The sequence below is a fragment of the Streptomyces sp. NBC_01506 genome (assembly GCF_045040295.1).
Classification (GTDB): Bacteria; Actinomycetota; Actinomycetes; order Streptomycetales; family Streptomycetaceae; genus Streptomyces.
The window spans coordinates 7,994,167-8,014,659 of sequence record NZ_CP109422.1 but is presented as its reverse complement, the minus strand read 5'-3'; the positions used below and the strand labels follow the sequence as shown (position 1 = coordinate 8,014,659).

Genomic DNA, 20,493 nt, shown 5'->3' with positions numbered 1-20,493 from the left:
GACTCTCGTCGTGGTCAGGACCGGATGAAGACCGGCGGGGTGCGGGCGGGAGCGGACGGAGCGGGGCCGGAGGATGCTGGGCCGCGGGTCCGCTCAGGAGTGGAACGGCAGTCCGGCGTCGGCGACCAGGTCGAGGTCGTCCGGGTCGGGTGGGGGGAGCAGCGTGGCGGATCCGTCGGTGACCGGTACGACGCCCAGGGCGAGCAGTTCGGCCATGGCGGCGCTGCCGGCCATGTCGCGGACCTGGAGCTGGTAGCGGGCCGTGGTGCGGTACGCGCCTCCGGCGTCGTCGCCGGTGCGGTGCAGGAACCCGGAGTCGGTGAGGAAGGCCATGGCCTTGCCGATGATGCCGGTGGTGGAGCCGGCGAGGCGGCGCGCGTCCTTGGTGGCGCCGGTCGAGCTGCGCCGCGCGTAGATGCGCCAGGCCGATTCGAGGCCGGGGGCGTCGGTCGCCGGGTCGGTGTTCTCGCCCTGCTCCTCGGCCTGTTCCTCCAGCCTGCGGCATGCCTGTCGTACGAAGGCGTCGACGCCGTTGACGGTGATCCGGCCGATGTAGCCGTCGTCGGCGAGGTCTTCGGGGCGGGGGAAGGCCATGGCGGCGACGGCGAGATGGGCGAGGCCGTGCAGGAAGCGGTCGGCCGCGTCGGTCGAGGCGCGGCGGGCGTAGTCGCCCATGCGGACGGCGAACACGGAGTCCTCGCCCGCCGTCACGGCCATCCCGGCGCGGGAGGAGACTTCGAGGACGACGAGACCGAGACCGGTGGCAACGGCGTCGGCCAGCCGTGCGAAGGCCGGTTCCTCGCGGTAGCGGCGCAGCAGGTCGGCGTATTCGGCGTCGCGCGCGGGCAGCAGTCTGGGCTGGAGTCCGAAGGCGACGAGGCGGGCGGCGTCGGCCGCGTCGGCGGGCGTGACGGCGGGCGTGACGGCGCCGCCCGACGCGGGGGCGGCGGACGGGCGGGCCGTGTCGGTGCTGCCCGGCTCGCCCCACGCGGCGGCGTGCTCTGCCTGGTGGTCGCTCACGGGCGCTGCTCCTTACCGAGGGTGGTCCAGGTGGGAGTGATACGGATGGCACGGAGGGGGGCGGCGGCCGGTCCGGTGGGCGTCATGCCGCCTCCTTACGGTCGGCGGTCATACCGGCCGCGTCGAGCAGAGCCGTGCCCACTATCAGGTCGGCACCGCCGAACTCCGGGTCCTCGAGGGGAGTCCCGTCGTCCACGGCGAACAACAGCCGCTCCTCGCCCTGCCGGTAGGCCGTACCGACCGGCGGACTGGCCGCGTGGATCGCCAGCAGGGCGACCAGATAGGGCAGGTCGGGATCGCGGCGGCGGGCCTCCGCGAGCAGACCGGAGAGCCTGCGCGGCGCGTCGTGCTCCAGATCGAGCAGTTCCATCGCGTGCGCCAACTGCTCCTCGCTGAAGCGGCTGTCGTCGGGGGTCGCGATCAGATCAGGCTCGGGCATCTCCGCGCCGAGGTGTTCGCGCTCCACGGGAGGCGTGAGCAGCAGGTCCACGAGGTCGCCGACGCGCACGGACGCGGGCGTGCGCAGGCCGGTGCCACGGGCGAAGAACGCGTCGGTGACGCGGCTCGCCCGATCGACCGGCAGCGGGAGGAGCGGGGCGACGAGTTGGCCGTACAGATCCAGCCCCGTCCGCGTGGTGGGCTCGGCGAACGCCTGGCGGTCCTGCTCCGCGCGGAACAGCGGGCCCGCCTCCAGCAGCCGGGACTGGAGTTGGGTGTGCCGGCGGATGCAGTCCTTGACGATGTCGACCAGTTCGGCCGCGCGCCGCTTGTGCTCGGCCGTCTTGGGGTCGGCGCCGGTCTCCGCCTCGTCGCGTGACTTGCGGATGTTGTTCAGGATGGCGTTCTCATGACGATAGCGGTCGGCGACATGGTCGAGCGCTTCGGCGATCATGTCGGGCACGGCGTTGAGCCAGTCGACCGCGCGAACGTTGCGCCGGGTCGCCTCCAGGGTCCTGCGCAGCGTCTCCGCGTACTGCACGGTGCGGTAACGGGCCTGCTCGGCGGCGAGTTGGGCGTCGGCGAGCCGACCTCTGTTGATCAGCACCTCCAGCTTGACCTCGGCGGCGATCTGCGCGCTGGTGACATCCGTGTCCAAGGCGCCCACCAGCACGTTCACCGCCTCGTCGGTGGTGCGCAGGTAGACGCTGCCGCCGTGGCCGGGGACTTCCTCGATCAGTTTGAAGTCGTAGTCGCGGCGGGTGTAGACGCCGTCGGCGCCGAACGTGCCGTACACGGCGCGGAATCCGCGGTCGACGCTGCCGACATTGATCAAGTTCTCCAGGACCCAGCGGGCCACCCGCTCGTGCTCGGTGACCGGGCGGTGCGGTGCCTGTGCCGCGACACGCGGCAGGAGTCTGGCCACTATCTGCTCATGGTCCGCGCCGGTGTCGAAGTCCATGTTGAGCGTGACGAGGTCGATCGCCGAGAGCGCGACCTCCGCCATCGCGTAGACCGAGTACTCCCCCGCCAGATTGGCCTTGCGGGTGTCGAGGTCGTGCAGCGGTGCGGTGCACGCGAGCGCGCGCAGCCGCCGCGCCAGCCCTTCGTCGGCGGCCGGGCCCTGGGCGAGCCGCGGCCCCGCGCTGAGCTGGGGCGGAACGGGGTCCGTCGAGGCAGGCGAAGTCACGCTGCACAGATTAGGTCCTCGGACTGACAACGGTCGAAACGACGCAGAAGCCCCAGCGGTGTCCGTGGGCCGGTGCGCGGACGGCGGGCCGCCCACCGGCCCGGCCCGCCGGGCGAGTTGCGCGCGGTCCCGATGTCAGCCCGGTCGCGGTTCACCGCGGCGGCGGGTTCACAGCGGCATCGGGTTCAGCGCGGCGTTCCGTATCCGCCGCCGCCCGGTGTGCGCAGCACCAGCACGTCGTCCACGCTCACCTCGACCGAGTCGACCCCCTTCAGCGCCGTACGCGTCCCGTCGGCCCGTCGCACCTCGTTGCCGCCCAGTTGGCCGGGTTCGCCGCCCGCCATGCCGTACGGCGGCACCGTGCGGTGCCCGGTCAGCAGCGTCACCGTCATGGGTTCCAGGAAGCGGATGCGCCGTACGACTCCGTTCCCCCCGGTCCAGCGGCCACGGCCGCCGCTGCCGTCCCGGACGGCGAATCCGTCGACGCGCACCGGGTAGCGCCATTCGAGCACTTCGGGGTCGGTGAGGCGGGAGTTGGTCATATGGGTCTGGACGGCGTCGGCGCCGTCGAAGCCCTCGCCCGCGCCCGATCCGCTCGCCACCGTTTCGTAGTACTGGACCCGTTCGTTGCCGAAGGTGAGGTTGTTCATGGTGCCCGAGCCTTCGGCCTGGACGCCGAGCGCCGCGTACAGCGCTCCCGTCACGGCCTGCGAGGTCTCCACGTTGCCCGCCACCGTCGCCGCCGGGAAGGCGGGCGCCAGCATCGATCCTTCGGGCACCCGCACGTCCAGCGGCGCCAGACAGCCGCTGTTGAGCGGGATGTCGTCGGCGACCAGCGTCCGGAAGACGTACAGGACGGCCGCCATCACCACGGATTTAGGCGCGTTGAAGTTGCCTTCCTGCTGCGGCGAGGTGCCGGTGAAGTCCACGACCGCGCTGCGGGACGCGCGGTCGACGCGCACGGCGACCTCGATGACCGCGCCGTTGTCGGTCTCGTAGCGGTACGTCCCGTCGCTCAGCCCGGCGATGATGCGGCGTACGGACTCCTCCGCGTTGCGCCGTACGTGCCCCATGTAGGCGTCCACGACGTCGTAGCCGAACTGCTCCGTCATACGGCGCAGTTCGGCGATGCCCTTCTCGTTGGCGGCGATCTGGGCGCGCAGGTCGGCGAGGTTGGTGTCCGGGTCGCGGGAGGGGTACGGCGCGTCGGCGAGCAGTTCGCGGGTCTCGGCCTCACGGAGTCTGCCGTCGCGCACGAGGAGCCAGTTGTCGAAGAGCACGCCTTCTTCGTGGATGGTCCGGCTGAAGGCGGGCATCGAACCGGGCGTGATGCCGCCGATCTCGGCGTGGTGGCCGCGCGACGCGACCAGGAAGCGCAGATGTTCGCCCTGTTCGTCGAAGACGGGCGTCACGACCGTCACATCGGGCAGATGGGTGCCTCCGTGGTAGGGGTCGTTGACGGCGTACACATCGCCGGGCCGGATCTGGCCCTTGTCGCGTTTCAGCACCTCCTTGATGGACTCGCCCATGGAGCCGAGGTGGACGGGGATGTGCGGCGCGTTGGCGATCAGGTTGCCACCGGCGTCGAAAAGCGCGCAGGAGAAGTCGAGCCGCTCCTTGATGTTGACGGAGTGGGCGGTGTTCTCCAGCCGTACGCCCATCTGCTCGGCGATGGCCATGAAGAGGTTGTTGAAGACCTCGAGCAGCACCGGGTCCACGTCCGTGCCCGCCGCGACCCTGGTGGGACGGGGGCGTACGCGGGTCAGGAGCAGATGCCCGAGGTCGCCGACGGCCGCCTGCCAGCCGTCGTCCACCACGGTCGTCGCGTCGGCCTCGGCGATCATCGCGGGGCCTTTAACGGTGTCGGTGGGCCGCAGATCGGCGCGCCGGTGCAGCGGGCAGTCGCGCTCGGTGCCGTCGACGAACATCCGTACGTTCGCGGGCTTCACGGACCCGCCGTCGCCTTCCACTGAGGTCGCCTGCGCCGCGTACGTACCGTGCGACTCGGCCTTTCCTACGGCTTCGACCGACACGGCCTCGACCACCAGCGGTTTGTCCATGGTGAAGGCGTAGCGGGAGCGGTGTTCGCTTTCGAAGGCCGCCTTCATCGCGGCGGCGCCGCCGAGGGGCACCGCCAGGCTTGCGTCCGTTCCGGCGTAGCGCAGCAGCACGCGCGCGTGGGTGGTGATCGCGGCGTCCGGGACGGAGTCGGCGCGCAACTCGGCGCGGGTGCGCTCCGCGAGTGCGGCACACAGATCCCGCACCCGGCCGAGTGTGCTGCCCTCGCCGTCGCCGCTGCCCTCGCCATCGGCGAGTTCGGCCTCCACCGACTGCTCCCGCATGGCGGTGGCGTCGGCGAGCCCGATGCCGTACGCGGAGAGCACCCCCGCGAGCGGCGGCACGATCACCGTGTCGACGCCCAGCGCGTCGGCGACCGCGCACGCGTGCTGGCCGCCCGCGCCGCCGAAGCTGGTGAGGGCGTAGCGGGTGATGTCGTGGCCGCGCTGCACGGAGATCTTCTTGACGGCGTTCGCCATGTTCAGTACGGCAATCTCCAGGAAGCCGGCGGCGACTTCGGCCGGTTCGCGCCGTACGCCGGTGGCCTTCTCGACCTCGTCGGCGAGCGCGGCGAAGCGCGCACGCACCACGTCGGCGTCCAGCGGCTGGTCACCGTCCGGTCCGAACACGGCGGGGAAGTGGTCCGGTTGCACCCGGCCGAGCATCACGTTGGCGTCGGTGACGGTCAGCGGGCCGCCACGGCGGTAGCAGGCGGGGCCCGGCACGGCGCCCGCCGAGTCGGGGCCGACGCGGTAGCGCTGGCCGTCGAAGTGCAGCACGGAGCCACCGCCGGCCGCGACGGTGTGGATGTTCATCATGGGCGCGCGCATCCGGACCCCGGCGACCTGTGTGCCCAGTTCGCGCTCGAACTCCCCCGCGTAGTGCGAGACATCGGTCGACGTGCCGCCCATGTCGAAGCCGACGACACGGTCGAAGCCGGCCTGTCCGGAGGTACGGGCCATGCCGACGACACCGCCGGCCGGGCCGGACAGTACGGCGTCCTTCCCACGGAAGTGGGCGGCCTCGCGCAGTCCTCCGTTGGACTGCATGAACATCAGCCGGATGTCGCGCAGTTCGGAGGCGATCTCGTCGACGTAGCGCCGCAGGATCGGGGAGAGATAGGCGTCCACGACGGTGGTGTCGCCGCGCGGCACCAGTTTGATCAGGGGACTGACCTCGTGGGAGGAGCTGACCTGGGTGAAGCCCGCCGCGCGGGCCGCTTCGGCGACGGCACTCTCGTGGTCGGGGTGGCGGTAGCCGTGCATGAGGACGACGGCGGCGCTGCGGAAGCCGTCGTCGTACGCCTCCCGCAGGCGCGCGGCGACGGCCTCCGTGTCCAGCGGTCGCACCGTGACGCCCTGCGCGTCGACGCGTTCGGGAACCTCGATGACGCGCTCGTAGACCGCTTCCGGGAGCACGATGTGACGGTCGAAGAGTCGGGGACGGTTCTGGTAGGCGATCCGCAGCGCGTCGCCGAAGCCCTCGGTGACAAGAAGGACCGTCGGCTCGCCACGGCGCTCCAGCAGTGCGTTGGTGGCGACGGTGGTGCCCATCTTGACGACGTCGATCCGGTCGGCGGGCACCGGATCGTCCGGTGCTACGCCGAGCAGCAGCCGGATCCCGGCCACCGCCGCGTCGTCGTACCGCTCCGGGTTGTGCGAGAGCAGCTTCCTTGTGACGAGACGGCCGTCGGGCCGCCGCCCCACCACGTCGGTGAAGGTGCCGCCACGGTCGATCCAGAATTCCCAGCGCCCACTCATTCCCCCATTCTCGCAAGCGGAGCGGCCGGCGGCAGTGCTGTCAGCGCGCGGGTCAGCGCGTGCTCGGCGCGCAGATCGAGCCGGGCGGCCGTGCCGCGCGCCCAGTGCAGCGTCTCGCCGCCCGCGAGCCACAGCAGTTCGGGCAGCAGATCGGTGCTTCTGCGCGCCATCCAGCCGGTGCCCGCCGTGGCCAGCCACAGCAGTGCCTGGGTCCGGGTGGGCGGCGGCCGTTCGGGCTCCTGGGGCGGTGGTGGGCCCAGTGTGAGACCGCGCGCGGTGAGCATCGTGTGGAAGCGCGCGGCGATCATCCGGTGGCCGCGTTCGCCGGGGTGCAGCCGGTCGGCGCTCCACAGGGAGCGGTCGGCGACCCACGCCGGGTCGGCGGCGTGCAGATGGACGGCGCCGTACCGCGCGGAGAGCGCGTGGACGAGTGCGTTGACCGCGCGCTGTCTGCGCGCGAGCGGTCTCGCGAGCGGCGCGGGCAGGCCGAGCATGACGCCGGGGTCGGGCAGGCAGGCGGTGAGCAGGACCGTGCCGCGCGCCGTGAGTGCGGCACACACCTCGTCGAGGGAGCGGGCGATGGGGACGATGTCGAAGGCACGGCGCAGTGTGTCGTTGACGCCGACGACGACGGACGCGATGTCGGGCCCGAAGGCGAGGGCGGCGGGCGTCTGTTGCTCCCGGACGTCACGGGTCAGGGCTCCGCTGGTGGCGAAGTTACGGAAGGTGGGCGCGGATTCGGCGGGGGCGGCGGGTTCGCCGTGGCCGGGCGGGCGTCGGGTGGACGCGGCAGAGCCGCCGCGGCCGGGCGGTGCTCCGGTGGAGCAGGGCCCCGGTCGTGCGCCGGGTGCCGCCCGGAGGCCGTCAGGTGGGGCGGCCGCCCCTGTGCGGGCCGACGGGACGCGGCCCGTCGTCCCGCCGGCCGCCACGGCGGCCGGCGTGATCGCCTCGGCGAGCAGCACCGCCCATCCCCGCCAGCCGCCGCCCTCCAGGCGGTCACCGACGCCCGCCGTGAGCGAGTCGCCGAGCGCGGCGAACCGCAGCGGCCTCGGTACGGAGGGCTCCACCCGGGCAGCCGCCTCGGTCGGCTGCCCGGGGTTCGCGTACACGGTCATCACTCGGCCCCGTCCACGGGCCGCACCGGCACCACCGCACCGGTCGGATCCGACGACAGCGACGCCGCGCCCACGACGTCGCGCACCGCCGCGAGCGGGTGGTGTCCCGTACGCACCCGCGCCTCGTGCGCCGCCAGGAAGGACTCCACCGCGCGGTCCCACCCGAAGAGTTCGGCCCGCGCCCGCGCGGCGGCCCGGCGGGCGGTCTCCGGGCGGTCGAGGAGTTCTCGTACGGCGTCGGCGAACGCCTCCGGCGTGTCCGTCGCCGTGCCGCCCGCCGCGCCCAGGATCTCGGGGAGGGCGGACGACGCGCTGGCGACGACCGGTGTGCCGCAGGCGAGTGCTTCCAGCGCGGACAGGCCGAACGTCTCGGCCGGTCCCGGTGCCAGGCAGATGTCCGCGGCGGCCTGGAGGTCCGCCAGCTCCTGCCGGTCGCCCACGTACCCGAGGAACACCACGGGCAGCCGCCGCTCGCGCGCCCGGCGTGCCAGCGCGTTGGCCAGCGGGCCGTCCCCGGCGACCGCCAGCGCCGCCTTCACACCCCGCCCGCGCAAAACGGCGAGGGCGTCGAGCGCGACGGCGGGGCGCTTCTCGACGGACAGCCGCGAGCACAGCAGGAGCAGGACGTCCGCCCCGCGCGCGTATCGGGCGCGCAGGGCCTCGCGGCGCCGGTCCGGCCGGCAGCGCAGCAGGTCGACACCGAGCGGCGCGCGCACCACGTTCCGCGCGCCGATCCGGACGAACTCGCGCTCGGCCCACTCGGTGGTGCACACGATCCGTGAATACGCCCACGCGCTGCGCCGGTTGAGCAGGTCCGCGGCCCCTACGGCCGCCCTGGCCGGTACGCCCCAGGTGCGCAGCACCCCGTCGGCGGTCTCGTGGGACACCATGACGGAGGGGATCCGGTTGCGCCGTGCCCACTCCCCCGTCCACCGCAGGGTGGTGCGGTCGGAGACCTCCAGACGGTCGGGGGCGAGGGAGTCGAGCAGGGCGCGCAGCCGCCGGCGGTCGGTCAGCACCCGGTAGCCGCCGGTGCCGGGCAGCACCGCTCCGGGCAGGGTGATCACCCGTCCTTGCGCCGTGCGTTCGTCGCCGGGCCGTTCGCCGGGCACGACCAGGACCGGCTCGTGCCCGGCGGCCAGGTAGCCCGTGCCGAGCTCCTGAAGGGCGGTACGCAGGCCGCCGGAGGCCGGGGTGACGAAGTTGGCCAGCCGGACGATCCGCAGGCCGCGAGAGGCCGCGCCGACGCCGTTCACGCGACCACCGCCGTGCGTTCGACGAGTACCTCGGCGTAGTGGTCGAGCAGTTGGTCGCCCACGGCGGCCCATGTCCGGCCCTCGACCATGGCGCGTGCCGTACGTCCGTAGGAGGCGCGCAGTTCCGGGGCCGACTGGAGGTCCCGGACCGCGTCGGCGACGGCCCGCGCGTCGTGGGGCGGTACCAGCAGCCCCGTGCGGCCGTGGTCGACGAGGTCGAGCGGTCCGCCCGCCGCCGGCGCCACTACGGGTGTGCCGCTGGCCATGGCCTCCTGGACGGTCTGGCAGAACGTTTCGTACGGCCCGGTGTGCGCGAAGACGTCGAACGAGGCGAAGATCCGCGCCAGTTCGGCCCCGGTTCGGCGGCCGAGGAACACAGCGCCGGGGAGCGTCGCGCGCAGGGACGGCTCGCTCGGCCCGTCCCCGACGATCACCACCCGGACGCCGGGCAGCGCGCAGACGCCGGACAGGAGTTCGACGTGCTTCTCGGGCGCCAGCCTGCCGACGTAGCCGACGATCAGCTCACCGCCGGGCGCGAGAGTGCGGCGCAGTTCGTCGTCGCGCAGCTCGGGCCGGAATCTGACGGTGTCCACACCGCGCGGCCAGAGCCTGACGCGCGGCACGCGGTGCTCGGCGAGGTCCTTGACGGCGGCGCTGGACGGCGCGAGCGTGCGGTCCGCCGCGCTGTGCACGGCGCGCAGCCGCCGCCAGGCGGCCGCCTCGCCCGCGCCCATATACGTACGGGCGTAGCCGGCGAGGTCGGTCTGGTAGACGGCGACGGCGGGTATCCCCAGCCGTGCGGCGGCTGCCATGCCGCGTACGCCGAGGATGAACGGCCCGGCCAGGTGGACGAGGTCGGCCCGGTGCGCGGCAAGGGTGGCGGCGACGCGGCGGCTGGGCAGGGCGACGCGTACCTGGGGATAGCCGGGCAGGGGCAGGGAGGGGACGCGCACCACGGGGCACGGTGCGTCGGAATCGTTCGTGCGGGGAGAGGGAGACGGGGAGTCGGCGGGGGACGGGGATGAGGGGGATGAGGGGGACGGGGAAAGGGAGGCGGTCTCGGCGCCCGCGAATGCGGCTGACGACGAGGCCGGTGCGATGACGAGCGGGTCATGGCCGCGCGCGACGAGGTGCCGGGCGGTCTGCAGGGCGCAGTGCGCCACGCCGTTCACATCGGGCGGGAAGGATTCTGTGACGATGACGACACGCATACTCGTGTTGTCGCCGTACCGAGGGTGGTCCCGCCAACGTGGATCTTTCCGCGTGGGGAACGTCCCGTGAGCATTGGTCGCCGGGGGCCCTGAGCAGGTCGGAAGGCGGCTCTGGGCAGCTCAGGAGCCGTTCGCGCCCCGGATGGCAAGTGGCCCGCTCGCCCCGGTTCACCTGGTGGAGCCCGTACGGCCACGCCCGCGCGGTAGAACCCGCCCGCCGGCACCGCCACGGCACAAAGAGCCCCCGTACGCCGCTCTCCCCCGCCCGGCACGCCCCGGGCGGGGGGGCGTTGTCAGACGGCGGGCGCGTCGGGCCCGATCCGGCTCCGTACGGCGGTCTGCACCTCGGCCTCCTCGGCCGGATCCGCCGCGAGCCGCCGCAGCCGGTCCGCCACCCGTACGTCACCGGTCTCGGCGTGCAGAGCGGCGACCTCTCTGGTGGTCTCCTCGCAGTCCCAGAGGCATTCGACGGCGAAGCCCGTGGGGTACGAGGGATCGGTGGCCGCCAGCGCCTTGGCCGTACGGCCGCGCAGTTGTGAGGAGGCGGTCTCCCGGTACACATGCCGCAGGACGGGCGCGGCGCAGGCGATACCGAGCCGTCCGGTGCCGTCGACGAGGGTCCACAGCCGGGGCGCGTCGGGTCCGTCGGACCGTACGGCCTCCCGCAGTGCGCCGAGCACCAGTTGGGAGTCCCGCGCGCCGCCCCGGGAGGCAAGGACGCCCGCCGCGGAGGCGCCGAGCGCGTCGGGCCGGTGCACCCAGCCGCGTGCCCGGTCGACCGCCGCCTCGCCGCACATCCTCTCGAAGGCGGCGACGGCGGCTTCGGCCAGGCTCTGCGACGGGTCGGTCGCCGCGGCCTCGATCAGGTCGAGCACGGCGGGATCGCGGGCCTCGGCGAGATAGTGCAGCGCGGCCGAGCGGGCGCCGTCGGGGGCGCTGCGGCCGGCTTCGACGATCGCGGGGCGGTCGTCGGGTCCGGCGACCGCGGTCAGACATCGGGCGGCGGGCACATGCAGGGTCGTGCCCCGCTCCAGGCCGTCCTGCGCCCATTCGAATACGGCCTGGACACTCCAGCCGGGGCGCGGTCCGGTCGGCCGCATCTGCTGCTGCCATCGGTCGAAGGAGCCCTGTTCGCGGGCCGCCCTGACGCGGACGGCGACCGCCTCGCGCGGGTCGTCGGCCCACAGCCGCCACGGCCGGGGCTCGAAGGCGCCCCGGAGTGCGGCCGCCAGCTCCGCCTCGCCTTCGGCGGTCTCGGGGAATCTGGCGAGGATCGGCGGGGCGAGCGAGCGCAGACCCGCGTCGTCGTCGCGCAGCGCCAGCTCGTCGAGCGCCCACGCCCAGTTGGATCCCGAGGCGGCGTACCGGCGCAGGAGCGCCAGGGCGTCGTCTCTTCCGTAGGAGGCGAGGTGGCCGAGTACGGCGAGGGAGAGCCCGGTACGCGACTCCTCGGTGTCGAAGTGGTCCTCGGCACGGAAGAGGTGGTGCTCGAGCGGGTCGAGATCGCCGTGGAGGTCCAGATAGAGGCGTGCGTAGTACAGAGAGCGGTTCTCGACCTGCCAGTCGTGGCGGGGGTCGTTCATGACGCAGTGGTTGAGGGCGGTGAGCGCTTCGGCTCGGGGTGCGGCCAGCGCGTGCAAAGTGCCGTCGCCGCGCCCCCTTTGCAGCAGGCCGAGCAGCGTGCCGCTCGGCGCTATGACTGGATCGAACATGGGGAGTGCCTCACATCAAGCTGTCGACGCGACCGGAGGGTGGGGATGCCTAGCCTGGCTAGGCCGCGCGGCAACATCGCTCGACCGTCGTCTCCTGCTTGGTGTAGACCATCTTCCTCTGCCTCTCGTCGGTGGCCCCTTCCGGGCCCGACGTCATGATGACCCACCCATTTCGCCACCGCGACCACATTTACGACGCCTCCCTTCACCGCGCTCCGAACAGCTCCAGCAGGTCCGTCTTCCCGAACATCCGCGCTGTATCCACGGCGGAGGGTGTTCCGGCCGTCGGGTCGGCCCCGCCGGTGAGCAGCGCGCGGATCACGGCGTCCTCGCCCTTGAAGACCGCGCCGGCCAGTGGGGTCTGCCCGCGGTCGTTGGCCCGGTCGGCCTCGGCGCCACGCGAGAGCAGCGCCGTCACGGCGGGTGCGTGTCCGTGGTAGGCGGCGAGCATGACCAGTGAGTCGCCCCGGTCGTTGGTGAGGTTCGCGGGGACGCCTGCGTCGACGTAGGCGGCGAGCGCGTCGGTCTCTCCGCGCCGCGCGAGGTCGAAGACCTTCGTGGCCAGTTCGACGACGTCGCTGTCGGGCGCGTCACCTTCCGGGGCCTCGCTCATCGGTGGACCACCTCTCACGTCGCTGACCTGGGACGCACGGCTGTGGAGCCGTACGGGTGAATCGACAGGTTACTGCCCCGTAGGCCGCTCCGGGGCTACAGAGGCCGCATCAAGCGGTACGCGGGCTTCCGCTGTCCGCCGGTCAAGTGAAATTCCATGAATTTCACCCACTTGCACCTTTTATCACATAGATACTTACTGTGAGCATGGAACAACTCATGGTGACTGTCCCCCTCGACCAGGAGAACCCCTCATGATCCTGTCCATGTCAGGCGTCGTGCTGCTCGGAATCATCGTCTTCCTCTTCTTCAGGAAGGACGGACTCAAGGCGTCCCACGCCCTCGTCTGCGCACTCTTCGGCTTCTATCTCGCGGGCACGGCCATCGCCCCGAGCATCACGGCCGGAGGCGCCAGCCTCGCCGGCCTGCTGGGCGGCATCAAGTTCTGACCGCCTTCCGTCCCCGCGACACCCTCAGCACCTTCCGCACCTTCAGGAGACAGACGTGGCCCGGCGACCACTCCCCCGCATTCTGAGCAGCGGCAGCGCTCACATCGCTCGCAGCCGAGAGATGGCCCGCTCGGCCGCCGACAGCGCCACCGACGTCCTCCATCCGCTGATCACCATCACCCGTGGTCTGCGGCTGTTGGCCGGCACGGGACGGCGGAAATGGACCGCGACCCCCAAGGACCGGCGTGGTCCCGCGCTGTTCCTGGTGGCGGCCGTCGTCCTGGTGGTCGCGCTCGCCCCGTACGGACCGCTCATCGCCCTCATCTCGGTGATGGCGGTGGCCGGCTGGAAGGGCCGTGACCGTACGCCGGTACGCACCGGGCCCGACGACGCGGAGCTCCAGCGCCTGCGCTCTCTTTACGAGGCGCTGGTGCCGTACTTCTCCGTGCCGGAGGACCCGAACCCGCTCTTCTCCCACGGAGGCGAGTGGGACAAGGCGTTCGACGAGTACGAGTTCGACGCCGACGGGCGTCTCACCCACCTGCGGGTGTCGTACCCGCCGTACTTCACCGATGGTGAGGACACCGCCCGCGTCCGGATCGAGCATCTGCTGCACGCGAAGTCCGGACGCGGCCGGGAGTATCTGTTCGACTGGGACGAGGAGGGCAACGAGCTCGTCATGAGCGTGCTGCCCCCGCTTCCCACCGGTATCGCCGCCCAGCGGTTCGTCACCGCCCCCGGCGAGACCGTGCTCGGCTTCACCGACGCCGACGCGGTGCGGCGCACCGTGCCGGTCATGGAGGGCGACGAGACCCGTGACGCCCCTCCGGTTGTCTGGCGTACGGGCGCCCGATCGACCGAGCCTCATCTGCTCGCCGTCGGGCGCCCGGGGAGCGGCACCACGAGTCTGCTGCGCTCGATCGCCCTCCAGGCGCTCGCGCACGGCGACGTCGTGATCGTGGAGGGCAACGGGACCGGCGAGTACGCCAGCCTCGGTGGCCGTACGGGCGTCCTCGCCGTGGAGTGCGGGCTCTCGGGCGCGCTGGCCGGTCTCGAATGGGCCGCCACCGAGACGGAACGGCGGCTGATCGCCGCCAACCGCGCGCGGCAGTTGGGCCACGCCGTGCCGGAGGACACCAAACGCCCGCTGTGGCTCCTGCTGGACCGGCCGAGCGCCTTCGCCCATCTGGCGACCGCCGACGGGCGGCCCGATCCGCAGGAACTGCTCCAGGTGCCTCTGCGGCACGGCAGGGCGGCGAACGTGACAGTGGTCGTGGCGGAGCAGTTCGACACCCTGGACGCCCTCAGCGAGACCGTACGGACGCACACCCGCGCCCGGGTCGTGCTGGGCGCCGCCACCCGCGCGGAGCTTCAATCGGTCCTCGGAGCGCCGCCGCACACCACCCCCACGCCGGAGATCCCCACCGGCCGGGGGTACGCACGGCTCGGCACCGGACCGGTGCTCAGGCTCCAGGTCCCGGCGACGCCCGATCCGTACGACGACGCCACGAGCGACGCGCACCGGCGGGCCGTGCTGGATCTGCTGCCGGACCGGCACACACCGCTCGACGGCGACGACGACCAGGCCCCCGACCCCGCCGCGGACCCGGACCCGATCCCTGAGCCCGCACCACCGACGCAGCCCCAGCCCCAGCCCCAGGTCCAGCCGCAACAGCCGCGCCAGAGCCAGTCGCCGGTTCCCGCCGCCGTACCGGCCGAGGGCTGACGCCTCCGGCCGTACACGCGCGCGGGGTGCCGGTCAGGCGACGAACGTGCGTGGCGTGTCCGTCCCGGCGCGCGCGCCGCTCTCCACGAGGCGGGCCGCCGCCGCCAGCCGGACGGCCGCCTCGTCGGCGACAGGGCCGCCCACGGTGAACGGCAGCCGTACGTACCCCTCGAAGGCCCCGTCGACCCCGAAGCGCGGCCCGCCCGGCACCCGTACGCCGGCCCGCTCGCCCACCTCGGCGATCCGCGAGCCCGACAGGCCCCCGGTGCGCACCCACAGCGTCAGCCCACCGCGCGGCACGTCGAACTCCCAGCTCGGCAGCTCCCTGCGGACGGCGGCCACCAGCGCGTCGCGGTTCTCCCTGCCCTGCGCGCGCCGCACGTCGACCGCCTGCTCCCAGCCGCCGCCGACCATCAGCCAGTTGATCGCGAGCTGTTCGAGCACGGGGGTACCGAGGTCGGCGTAGGCGCGGGCGGAGACCAGTGAGCGGATGACCTCGGGCGCGGCCCGTACCCAGCCGATGCGCATGCCCGCCCAGAACGCCTTGCTGGCGGACCCGACCGTGAGGACCGTGCTGCCCGCCGGGTCGAACGCGCAGACCGGCGGCGGCAGTTCACCACCCGGCCCGTCACCGTTCCCGTCACCGGTTCCTTCCTCGCCACCGTTTCCGTCCAGATACAGCTCGGACATCGTCTCGTCCACGACGAGCACCGTCCCCGCCGAACGCGCCGCCTCGACCAGTTGTCTGCGCTGGTCCTCGGTGGCCAGGGCGCCCGTCGGGTTGTGGAAGTCGGCGACGACGTACGCGAGTCGGGGCGCGGCGTCCCTCAACACCTGGCGCCAGCACGGCAGGTCCCAGCCGGCCAGCCCCTCGGCCATGGCGACGGGGACGAGCCGGGCGCCCGCCTCGCGCATCAGTTGGAGGATGTTCGCGTAACTGGGCGACTCGACGGCGACACGTTCGCCGCGACCGGCGAAGAGATGACAGATCGCGTCGATCGCGCCCATCGCGCCGGTGGTGACCATGATCTGCTCGGGCATGGTCGGGATCCCGCGCGCGGTGTACCGGTCGGCGAGCGTCTGGCGCAGCGCGGGCAGCCCCGCCGGATAGTCTCCGTGCGTGTGCGCGTACGGCGGCAGCTCCCCCAGGGCGCCCTGCACGGCGCGGGTGAGCCAGGGCTCGGGCGCCGGCAGCGCTGCGCAGCCGAGGTCGATCATCGAGCCGAGGGCGTCCGGCGGCAGCGGTTCGAGGCCGCGGGCGGGCAGCGGGTTCCCGGCCGGTACGGCGGTCCAACTGCCGGCGCCTCTGAGGGATTCGAGGAACCCCTCGGCGCGCAGGGCCTCGTACGCCGCGGCGACCGTCGTACGGCTCACGGAGAGCGCGAGGGCCAGCTCGCGTTCGGCGGGGAGCCGGGCGGCGACCGGCACACGGCCTTCGAGGACGAGCAGTCTGACGCCGTCGGCGAGGGCGCGGTAGGCGGGCGGCTTGCGGGTGCCGGGGCCGGCGGGGCGCGGCTGCTGGGCGTTGAGCTGTCGCGCGAGCTGAGCCGCCCCGACCGCCGAAGTCCACCGAGTCATAGAAATCAGTCCACCTTCACCGAATTGGCCATGGTTGGCTCTCGCCGCCCAGCCACAGAGTGACACGGACCAGTCCACTCGTTCCACCCCTGGAGGACAGCGCCTTGTCCAGCACACCCGCTCTGCGTGGGAAGCGGCTCCCCCGCCGGCTCCTTCAGCTCTACGTCGGTCTGACGCTGTACGGCGTGAGCGCCGCCCTGCTGGTCAGGGGTGGTCTCGGGCTGGAGCCGTGGGGTGTGCTGCACCAGGGTCTGTCCGAACTCACCGGTCTGACCATGGGCGTCGTCTCGATCGTCGTCGGCGCGGTCGTGCTGCTGCTGTGGATCCCGATCAGGCAGCGTCCCGGGCTCGGCACGGTCTCCAACGTCTTCGTGGTCGGCATCGCGATGGACGCCGCGCTGGCCGTCGTCCCGGACGGCCACGGTCTCGCCGTCCAGATCCCGCTGCTCGTGGCCGGCATCGTCCTCAACGGCGTGGCCACCGGCCTCTACATCGCCGCGCGGTTCGGCCCCGGCCCCCGGGACGGCCTGATGACGGGGCTGCACCGGCTCACCGGCCGGTCGGTGCGGCTGGTGCGTACCGGAATCGAGGTGGCCGTGGTCGCCACCGGTTTCGCTCTCGGCGGTTCCGTCGGGATCGGCACGATCGCCTACGCGCTGGCGATCGGGCCGCTCGCCCAACTGTTCCTGCGGGTCTTCGTCGTCCCGCCGCCGGACGGCGGCGGGACGGTCGTCGCCGGGGGTTCTCCCGAGCAGGCCATACTTCGGCCGTGACTCCCGTACGCCATCCCTACCTGGACCATCCGTCGCCGATCCCGTTCGCCCACCGGGGCGGCGCGGCCGACGGGATCGAGAACACGGCGGCAGCGTTCCGGCGCGCCGCCGGACTCGGTTTCCGCTACTTCGAGACCGACGTGCACACCACGGCCGACGGCCGGCTCGTCGCGTTCCACGACGCGACCCTGGACCGGGTCACCGATCTGCGCGGCCGGATCCGCGAGCTGCCGTGGAGCGAGATCAGCCGGGCCAGGGTCGGGGTCGGTGGCGGTGAACCGCTCGCGCTGTTCGAGGATCTGCTGGAGGAGTTTCCCGACGCCCGCTGGAATGTCGACATCAAGGCGGAGCCCGCCCTGCGCCCGCTGATCGACCTGATCCGGCGGACGGACACCTGGGACCGGGTGTGCGTGGGCTCGTTCTCGGAGGCCCGGGTCGCGCGGGCGCGGCGGCTGGCGGGTCCCCGGCTCGCCACGTCGTACGGCGTGCGCGGGGTGCTCGGCCTGCGGCTGCGCTCGTACGGGGTGCCGGTGCCCGTGCGCGGGAGCGCCGTCTGCGCGCAGGTCCCGCAGGACCGGAGCGGGGTGCGGGTGGTCGACGCGCGCTTCCTGAGGACGGCGCATGCCCGTGGTCTCCAGGTCCACGTGTGGACGGTCAACGAGGCGGATCGGATGCGGGCCCTCCTGGACCTCGGTGTGGATGGCATCATGACCGATCATCTTCAGACGCTGCGCGCGGTGTTGACCGAGCGCGGGGCCTGGCACTGACAGGTATGGATGTCCCCTTCGGGGACGTTGAGGGGGCGCGGGTTGACCGCCGGCACCGCGGACCTGACCGACGACGAGACGGGCCGCATACGTGAACAACGCGGCTGGTACTTCTACGACTTCGCGTGCTCCGTCTACTCGACGAGCGTCGTCACCGTCTTCCTCGGCCCGTATCTGACGTCCGTGGCGAAGGCCGCCGCCGACGCGGACGGTTTCGTCCATCCGCTGGGCATCCCGGTACGGGCCGGTTCGGTGTTCGCGTACGCGGTGTCCCTCTCGATCGTGCTGGCCGTGCTGCTGATGCCGCTGGCCGGGGCCGCGGCGGACCGGACGGGGCGCAAGAAGCCGCTGCTCGCCGTCGCGGCGTACGTCGGGGCGGGGGCCACGGCGGGCATGTTCTTCCTGGACGGCGACCGCTACGCGCTGGGCGTGGTCCTGCTGATCGTGGCGAACGCCTCGCTGTCGGTGTCCATGGCGCTCTACAACGCCTATCTGCCACAGATAGCCACGCCCGAGGAGCGCGACGCCGTGTCCTCACGGGGCTGGGCGTTCGGCTACACCTCGGGCGCCTTCGTCCTCGTACTGAACCTGATTCTCTACACCGGCCACGAGTCGTTCGGCGTCTCGGAGTCGACGGCGGTGCGGATCTGTCTGGCCTCCGCCGGTGTCTGGTGGGGCGCGTTCACGCTGGTGCCACTGAGCCGGTTGCGCGACCGGCGCGTGGCGCGGGACGCCGCGAAGTCGGGCGAGGGATCGGTCGGTACGGGCTGGCGTCAACTGATGGCCACACTGCGCGACATGCGCCGCCATCCTCTGACGCTGTCCTTCCTGCTCGCCTATCTGATCTACAACGACGGCGTGCAGACGGTGATCTCCCAGGCGTCGATCTACGGCTCCGAGGAGCTGGGGCTCGATCAGACGACGCTGATCACGGCCGTGCTGCTGGTGCAGATCCTGGCGGTGGCCGGCGCCCTGGGCATGGGGCGGCTGGCGCGGACCCACGGGGCCAAACGGACGATCCTCGCCTCGCTGGCCGTCTGGACGGCGATCCTGGGGGCCGGGTACTTCCTGCCCGCCGGGGCGCCGGTCTGGTTCTTCGCCCTGGCCGCCGCGATCGGCATGGTGCTCGGCGGGAGCCAGGCGCTGTCGCGTTCGCTGTTCTCGCATCTGGTGCCGCGCGGCAAGGAGGCGGAGTACTTCGCCGCGTACGAGATGAGTGACCGCGGGCTGAGCTGGCTGGGGCCCCTGGTGTTCGGCCTCGCCTACCAGGTCACCGGCAGCTACCGGGACGCGATCGCCTCCCTGGTGATCTTCTTCGTGGTCGGGTTCGTACTGCTGGCGCGGGTGCCGGTCCGCCGGGCCGTGGCCGAGGCGGGGAACCCCGTGCCGGAGCGGATTTAGACGTTGAAGTGAAAGCGCGGTAGTGTACGCCGTTGGCCTGCCAGCCGGACCGTTACTGCGTGTCACAGAAGCGAAAACACCGGATGACATCCAGCGCCAGATGTGACAAACCGGGCACTGGTGGGTACGCAGACCTTGGCAATGCAGCGGCACGACGGGCGACGCACTGACCCGCAACGGGAATCTTTACCGCCGACCGGACGTTGACCGGATGACGACGACAGCGACACCTGTCCTGTGGGCGACAAGCCCGGGAGGCACGATTCATGAGTGAGCGAGCTCTCCGCGGCACGCGACTTGTGGTTACCAGCTACGAGACGGACCGCGGCATCGATCTGGCCCCGCGCCAGGCGGTGGAGTACGCATGCCAGAACGGCCATCGATTTGAGATGCCGTTCTCGGTAGAGGCGGAAATTCCGCCGGAGTGGGAGTGCAAGGCGTGTGGCGCCCAGGCACTCCTGGTTGACGGGGATGGTCCCGAGGAGAAGAAGGGCAAGCCTGCGCGTACGCACTGGGACATGCTCATGGAGCGACGCACACGCGAGGAGTTGGAGGAGGTGCTGGCCGAACGGCTGGCCGTCCTGCGCTCCGGCGCCATGAATATCGCGGTGCATCCGCGGGACAGCCGAAAGTCGGCCTGATCCGCTGGGCACCGCCACAACAGCACATGCGAGAAGCCGTGGGCCGCGACACACACAGTGTCGCGGCCCACGGCTTTCGTCTGTATCCCCTCGGCCGTATCCCTCGGCGCTTCACGCCGAGGGAAGGCTTCTCAAGGCGTCAGGGGCGGGCGGGGTCCGTCCTGGTCGGAGTCGCGCGGCGGCTTCGGCTCGTCGTTCTTGATGACCTCGCCCTGCACGACCTTGCCGTCCGGGCGCGACATCCTGGCCTGCTGAGCCTGCTGGAAGGCGTCCCCGAGGCCCCCGGGCCCGGCGGCGCGCATACGGCGCTCCAGCGACCGCTCGGCCCTGCGGCTCAGCATCGACCGCACCGGCGGCACCAGCAGGACCAGCCCGACGGCGTCGGAGATCAGCCCCGGCAGCATGATCAGCAGGCCGCCCAGCATCAGGAAGCCGTTGCCGGAAGTGGTGTTCGCGCTCTCTTCGGCGTCCTCGGGAGCGTCCGGGTTCTGCTGCCGGCGCTGCGCCTGCTGAAGGGTCTCGGTGAGGTTCCTGAAGGCCCGGCGGCCCGCCCGCTTCACGACCACCGCCCCCAGGATGCCCGCGCCGATCAGCAGCAACAGCACGGTCAGCGCGTTCGTCGCGCTCGCCACGACAGTCAGCAGCCAGATTTCGAGCACCAGCCACAGAGCGATGCCCAGAGGGACAATTTTGCGCGCGCGAGAGCGCTGCGGAGCCGCGGGAGGCGGTGCGCCGGTCGTCATGGTTCCAGTGTGCCTGGCAGCGGCCCGCGTTGTCGTACGAGGGG

16 protein-coding genes are annotated in these 20,493 nt (G+C 72.3%); 6 read left to right on the top strand and 10 right to left on the bottom strand.

The window, feature by feature from the left end:
- Nucleotides 1-93: 93 nt before the first annotated feature.
- The 8 genes from OG329_RS36000 to OG329_RS35965 form a co-directional block, all read right to left on the bottom strand.
- Entirely contained in the window at nucleotides 94-1,020 is a 927-nt protein-coding gene (locus tag OG329_RS36000; protein ID WP_405800838.1) for a hypothetical protein, read from the bottom strand.
- Between the two features lie 82 nt (nucleotides 1,021-1,102).
- Nucleotides 1,103-2,647, bottom strand: a complete 1,545-nt coding sequence (locus tag OG329_RS35995; RefSeq protein ID WP_405800837.1) for a hypothetical protein — start codon at nucleotides 2,645-2,647, stop codon at nucleotides 1,103-1,105.
- 185 nt (nucleotides 2,648-2,832) lie between these two features.
- Entirely contained in the window at nucleotides 2,833-6,465 is a 3,633-nt protein-coding gene (locus OG329_RS35990) for a hydantoinase B/oxoprolinase family protein (protein WP_405800836.1), read from the bottom strand.
- Entirely contained in the window at nucleotides 6,462-7,508 is a 1,047-nt protein-coding gene (locus OG329_RS35985) for an SGNH/GDSL hydrolase family protein (RefSeq protein WP_405802197.1), read from the bottom strand. The genes OG329_RS35990 and OG329_RS35985 overlap by 4 nt, the downstream gene beginning before the upstream one ends.
- Before the next feature lie 71 nt (nucleotides 7,509-7,579).
- The gene (locus OG329_RS35980) at nucleotides 7,580-8,908 is read right to left on the bottom strand and encodes a glycosyltransferase (protein WP_405800834.1); all 1,329 of its coding nucleotides are present in this window, start codon (nucleotides 8,906-8,908) and stop codon (nucleotides 7,580-7,582) included.
- A complete protein-coding gene (locus OG329_RS35975) occupies nucleotides 8,833-10,047 on the bottom strand; it encodes a glycosyltransferase family 4 protein (RefSeq protein WP_405800833.1) in 1,215 nt (404 codons plus the stop codon). Before OG329_RS35975 ends, OG329_RS35980 begins: the two co-directional genes overlap by 76 nt.
- Before the next feature lie 293 nt (nucleotides 10,048-10,340).
- Nucleotides 10,341-11,759, bottom strand: a complete 1,419-nt coding sequence (locus OG329_RS35970; RefSeq protein ID WP_405800832.1) for a HEAT repeat domain-containing protein — start codon at nucleotides 11,757-11,759, stop codon at nucleotides 10,341-10,343.
- 205 nt (nucleotides 11,760-11,964) lie between these two features.
- Nucleotides 11,965-12,372: an ankyrin repeat domain-containing protein gene (locus OG329_RS35965; RefSeq protein WP_405800831.1), complete on the bottom strand. Its 408-nt coding sequence runs from the start codon at nucleotides 12,370-12,372 to the stop codon at nucleotides 11,965-11,967.
- A gap of 253 nt (nucleotides 12,373-12,625) precedes the next feature.
- Between OG329_RS35965 and OG329_RS35960 the strand changes: the two genes are divergently transcribed.
- Together OG329_RS35960 and OG329_RS35955 are read left to right on the top strand one after the other, a co-directional pair.
- The gene (locus OG329_RS35960) at nucleotides 12,626-12,820 is read left to right on the top strand and encodes a hypothetical protein (protein ID WP_189109156.1); all 195 of its coding nucleotides are present in this window, start codon (nucleotides 12,626-12,628) and stop codon (nucleotides 12,818-12,820) included.
- A gap of 55 nt (nucleotides 12,821-12,875) precedes the next feature.
- Nucleotides 12,876-14,546 carry a hypothetical protein gene (locus OG329_RS35955; RefSeq protein WP_405800829.1) on the top strand — a complete coding sequence of 557 codons (1,671 nt, stop codon included), beginning with the start codon at nucleotides 12,876-12,878 and terminating at the stop codon, nucleotides 14,544-14,546.
- Nucleotides 14,547-14,579: 33 nt separating this feature from the next.
- On the opposite strand, the gene OG329_RS35950 is transcribed toward OG329_RS35955, so the two are convergent.
- Nucleotides 14,580-16,124, bottom strand: a complete 1,545-nt coding sequence (locus OG329_RS35950) for a PLP-dependent aminotransferase family protein (RefSeq protein ID WP_405800828.1) — start codon at nucleotides 16,122-16,124, stop codon at nucleotides 14,580-14,582.
- 104 nt (nucleotides 16,125-16,228) lie between these two features.
- On the opposite strand from OG329_RS35950, the gene OG329_RS35945 reads away from it, so the two are divergent.
- The 4 genes from OG329_RS35945 to OG329_RS35930 all read left to right on the top strand — a co-directional run bounded on the left by OG329_RS35945 (nucleotide 16,229) and on the right by OG329_RS35930 (nucleotide 19,706).
- Complete coding sequence (locus tag OG329_RS35945; protein WP_405800826.1) at nucleotides 16,229-16,897, top strand: YitT family protein; 669 nt, start codon at nucleotides 16,229-16,231, stop codon at nucleotides 16,895-16,897.
- The gene (locus tag OG329_RS35940; RefSeq protein ID WP_405800825.1) at nucleotides 16,894-17,664 is read left to right on the top strand and encodes a glycerophosphodiester phosphodiesterase; all 771 of its coding nucleotides are present in this window, start codon (nucleotides 16,894-16,896) and stop codon (nucleotides 17,662-17,664) included. The genes OG329_RS35945 and OG329_RS35940 overlap by 4 nt, the downstream gene beginning before the upstream one ends.
- Nucleotides 17,665-17,673: 9 nt before the next feature.
- The gene (locus OG329_RS35935) at nucleotides 17,674-19,065 is read left to right on the top strand and encodes an MFS transporter (protein ID WP_405800823.1); all 1,392 of its coding nucleotides are present in this window, start codon (nucleotides 17,674-17,676) and stop codon (nucleotides 19,063-19,065) included.
- A 266-nt stretch (nucleotides 19,066-19,331) separates the two neighbouring features.
- Complete coding sequence (locus OG329_RS35930) at nucleotides 19,332-19,706, top strand: RNA polymerase-binding protein RbpA (protein ID WP_003959706.1); 375 nt, start codon at nucleotides 19,332-19,334, stop codon at nucleotides 19,704-19,706.
- A 131-nt stretch (nucleotides 19,707-19,837) separates the two neighbouring features.
- On the opposite strand, the gene fxsA is transcribed toward OG329_RS35930, so the two are convergent.
- Nucleotides 19,838-20,449 carry an FxsA family membrane protein gene (gene fxsA, locus OG329_RS35925; RefSeq protein WP_405800822.1) on the bottom strand — a complete coding sequence of 204 codons (612 nt, stop codon included), beginning with the start codon at nucleotides 20,447-20,449 and terminating at the stop codon, nucleotides 19,838-19,840.
- Nucleotides 20,450-20,493: the final 44 nt, after the last annotated feature.

Coding starts and splice junctions, on each gene's coding strand:
- OG329_RS35990 (WP_405800836.1), bottom strand. CDS start 6,465: ATGAGTGGGCGCTGGGAATTCTGGATCGACCGTGGCGGCACCTTCACC.
- OG329_RS35980 (WP_405800834.1), bottom strand. CDS start 8,908: ATGGGCCGCCGTGGGCGACCAACTGCTCGACCACTACGCCGAGGTACT.
- OG329_RS35975 (WP_405800833.1), bottom strand. CDS start 10,047: ATGCGTGTCGTCATCGTCACAGAATCCTTCCCGCCCGATGTGAACGGC.
- OG329_RS35970 (WP_405800832.1), bottom strand. CDS start 11,759: ATGTTCGATCCAGTCATAGCGCCGAGCGGCACGCTGCTCGGCCTGCTG.
- OG329_RS35965 (WP_405800831.1), bottom strand. CDS start 12,372: ATGAGCGAGGCCCCGGAAGGTGACGCGCCCGACAGCGACGTCGTCGAA.
- OG329_RS35960 (WP_189109156.1), top strand. CDS start 12,626: ATGATCCTGTCCATGTCAGGCGTCGTGCTGCTCGGAATCATCGTCTTC.
- OG329_RS35950 (WP_405800828.1), bottom strand. CDS start 16,124: ATGACTCGGTGGACTTCGGCGGTCGGGGCGGCTCAGCTCGCGCGACAG.
- OG329_RS35935 (WP_405800823.1), top strand. CDS start 17,674: ATGTCCCCTTCGGGGACGTTGAGGGGGCGCGGGTTGACCGCCGGCACC.
- OG329_RS35930 (WP_003959706.1), top strand. CDS start 19,332: ATGAGTGAGCGAGCTCTCCGCGGCACGCGACTTGTGGTTACCAGCTAC.
- fxsA (WP_405800822.1), bottom strand. CDS start 20,449: ATGACGACCGGCGCACCGCCTCCCGCGGCTCCGCAGCGCTCTCGCGCG.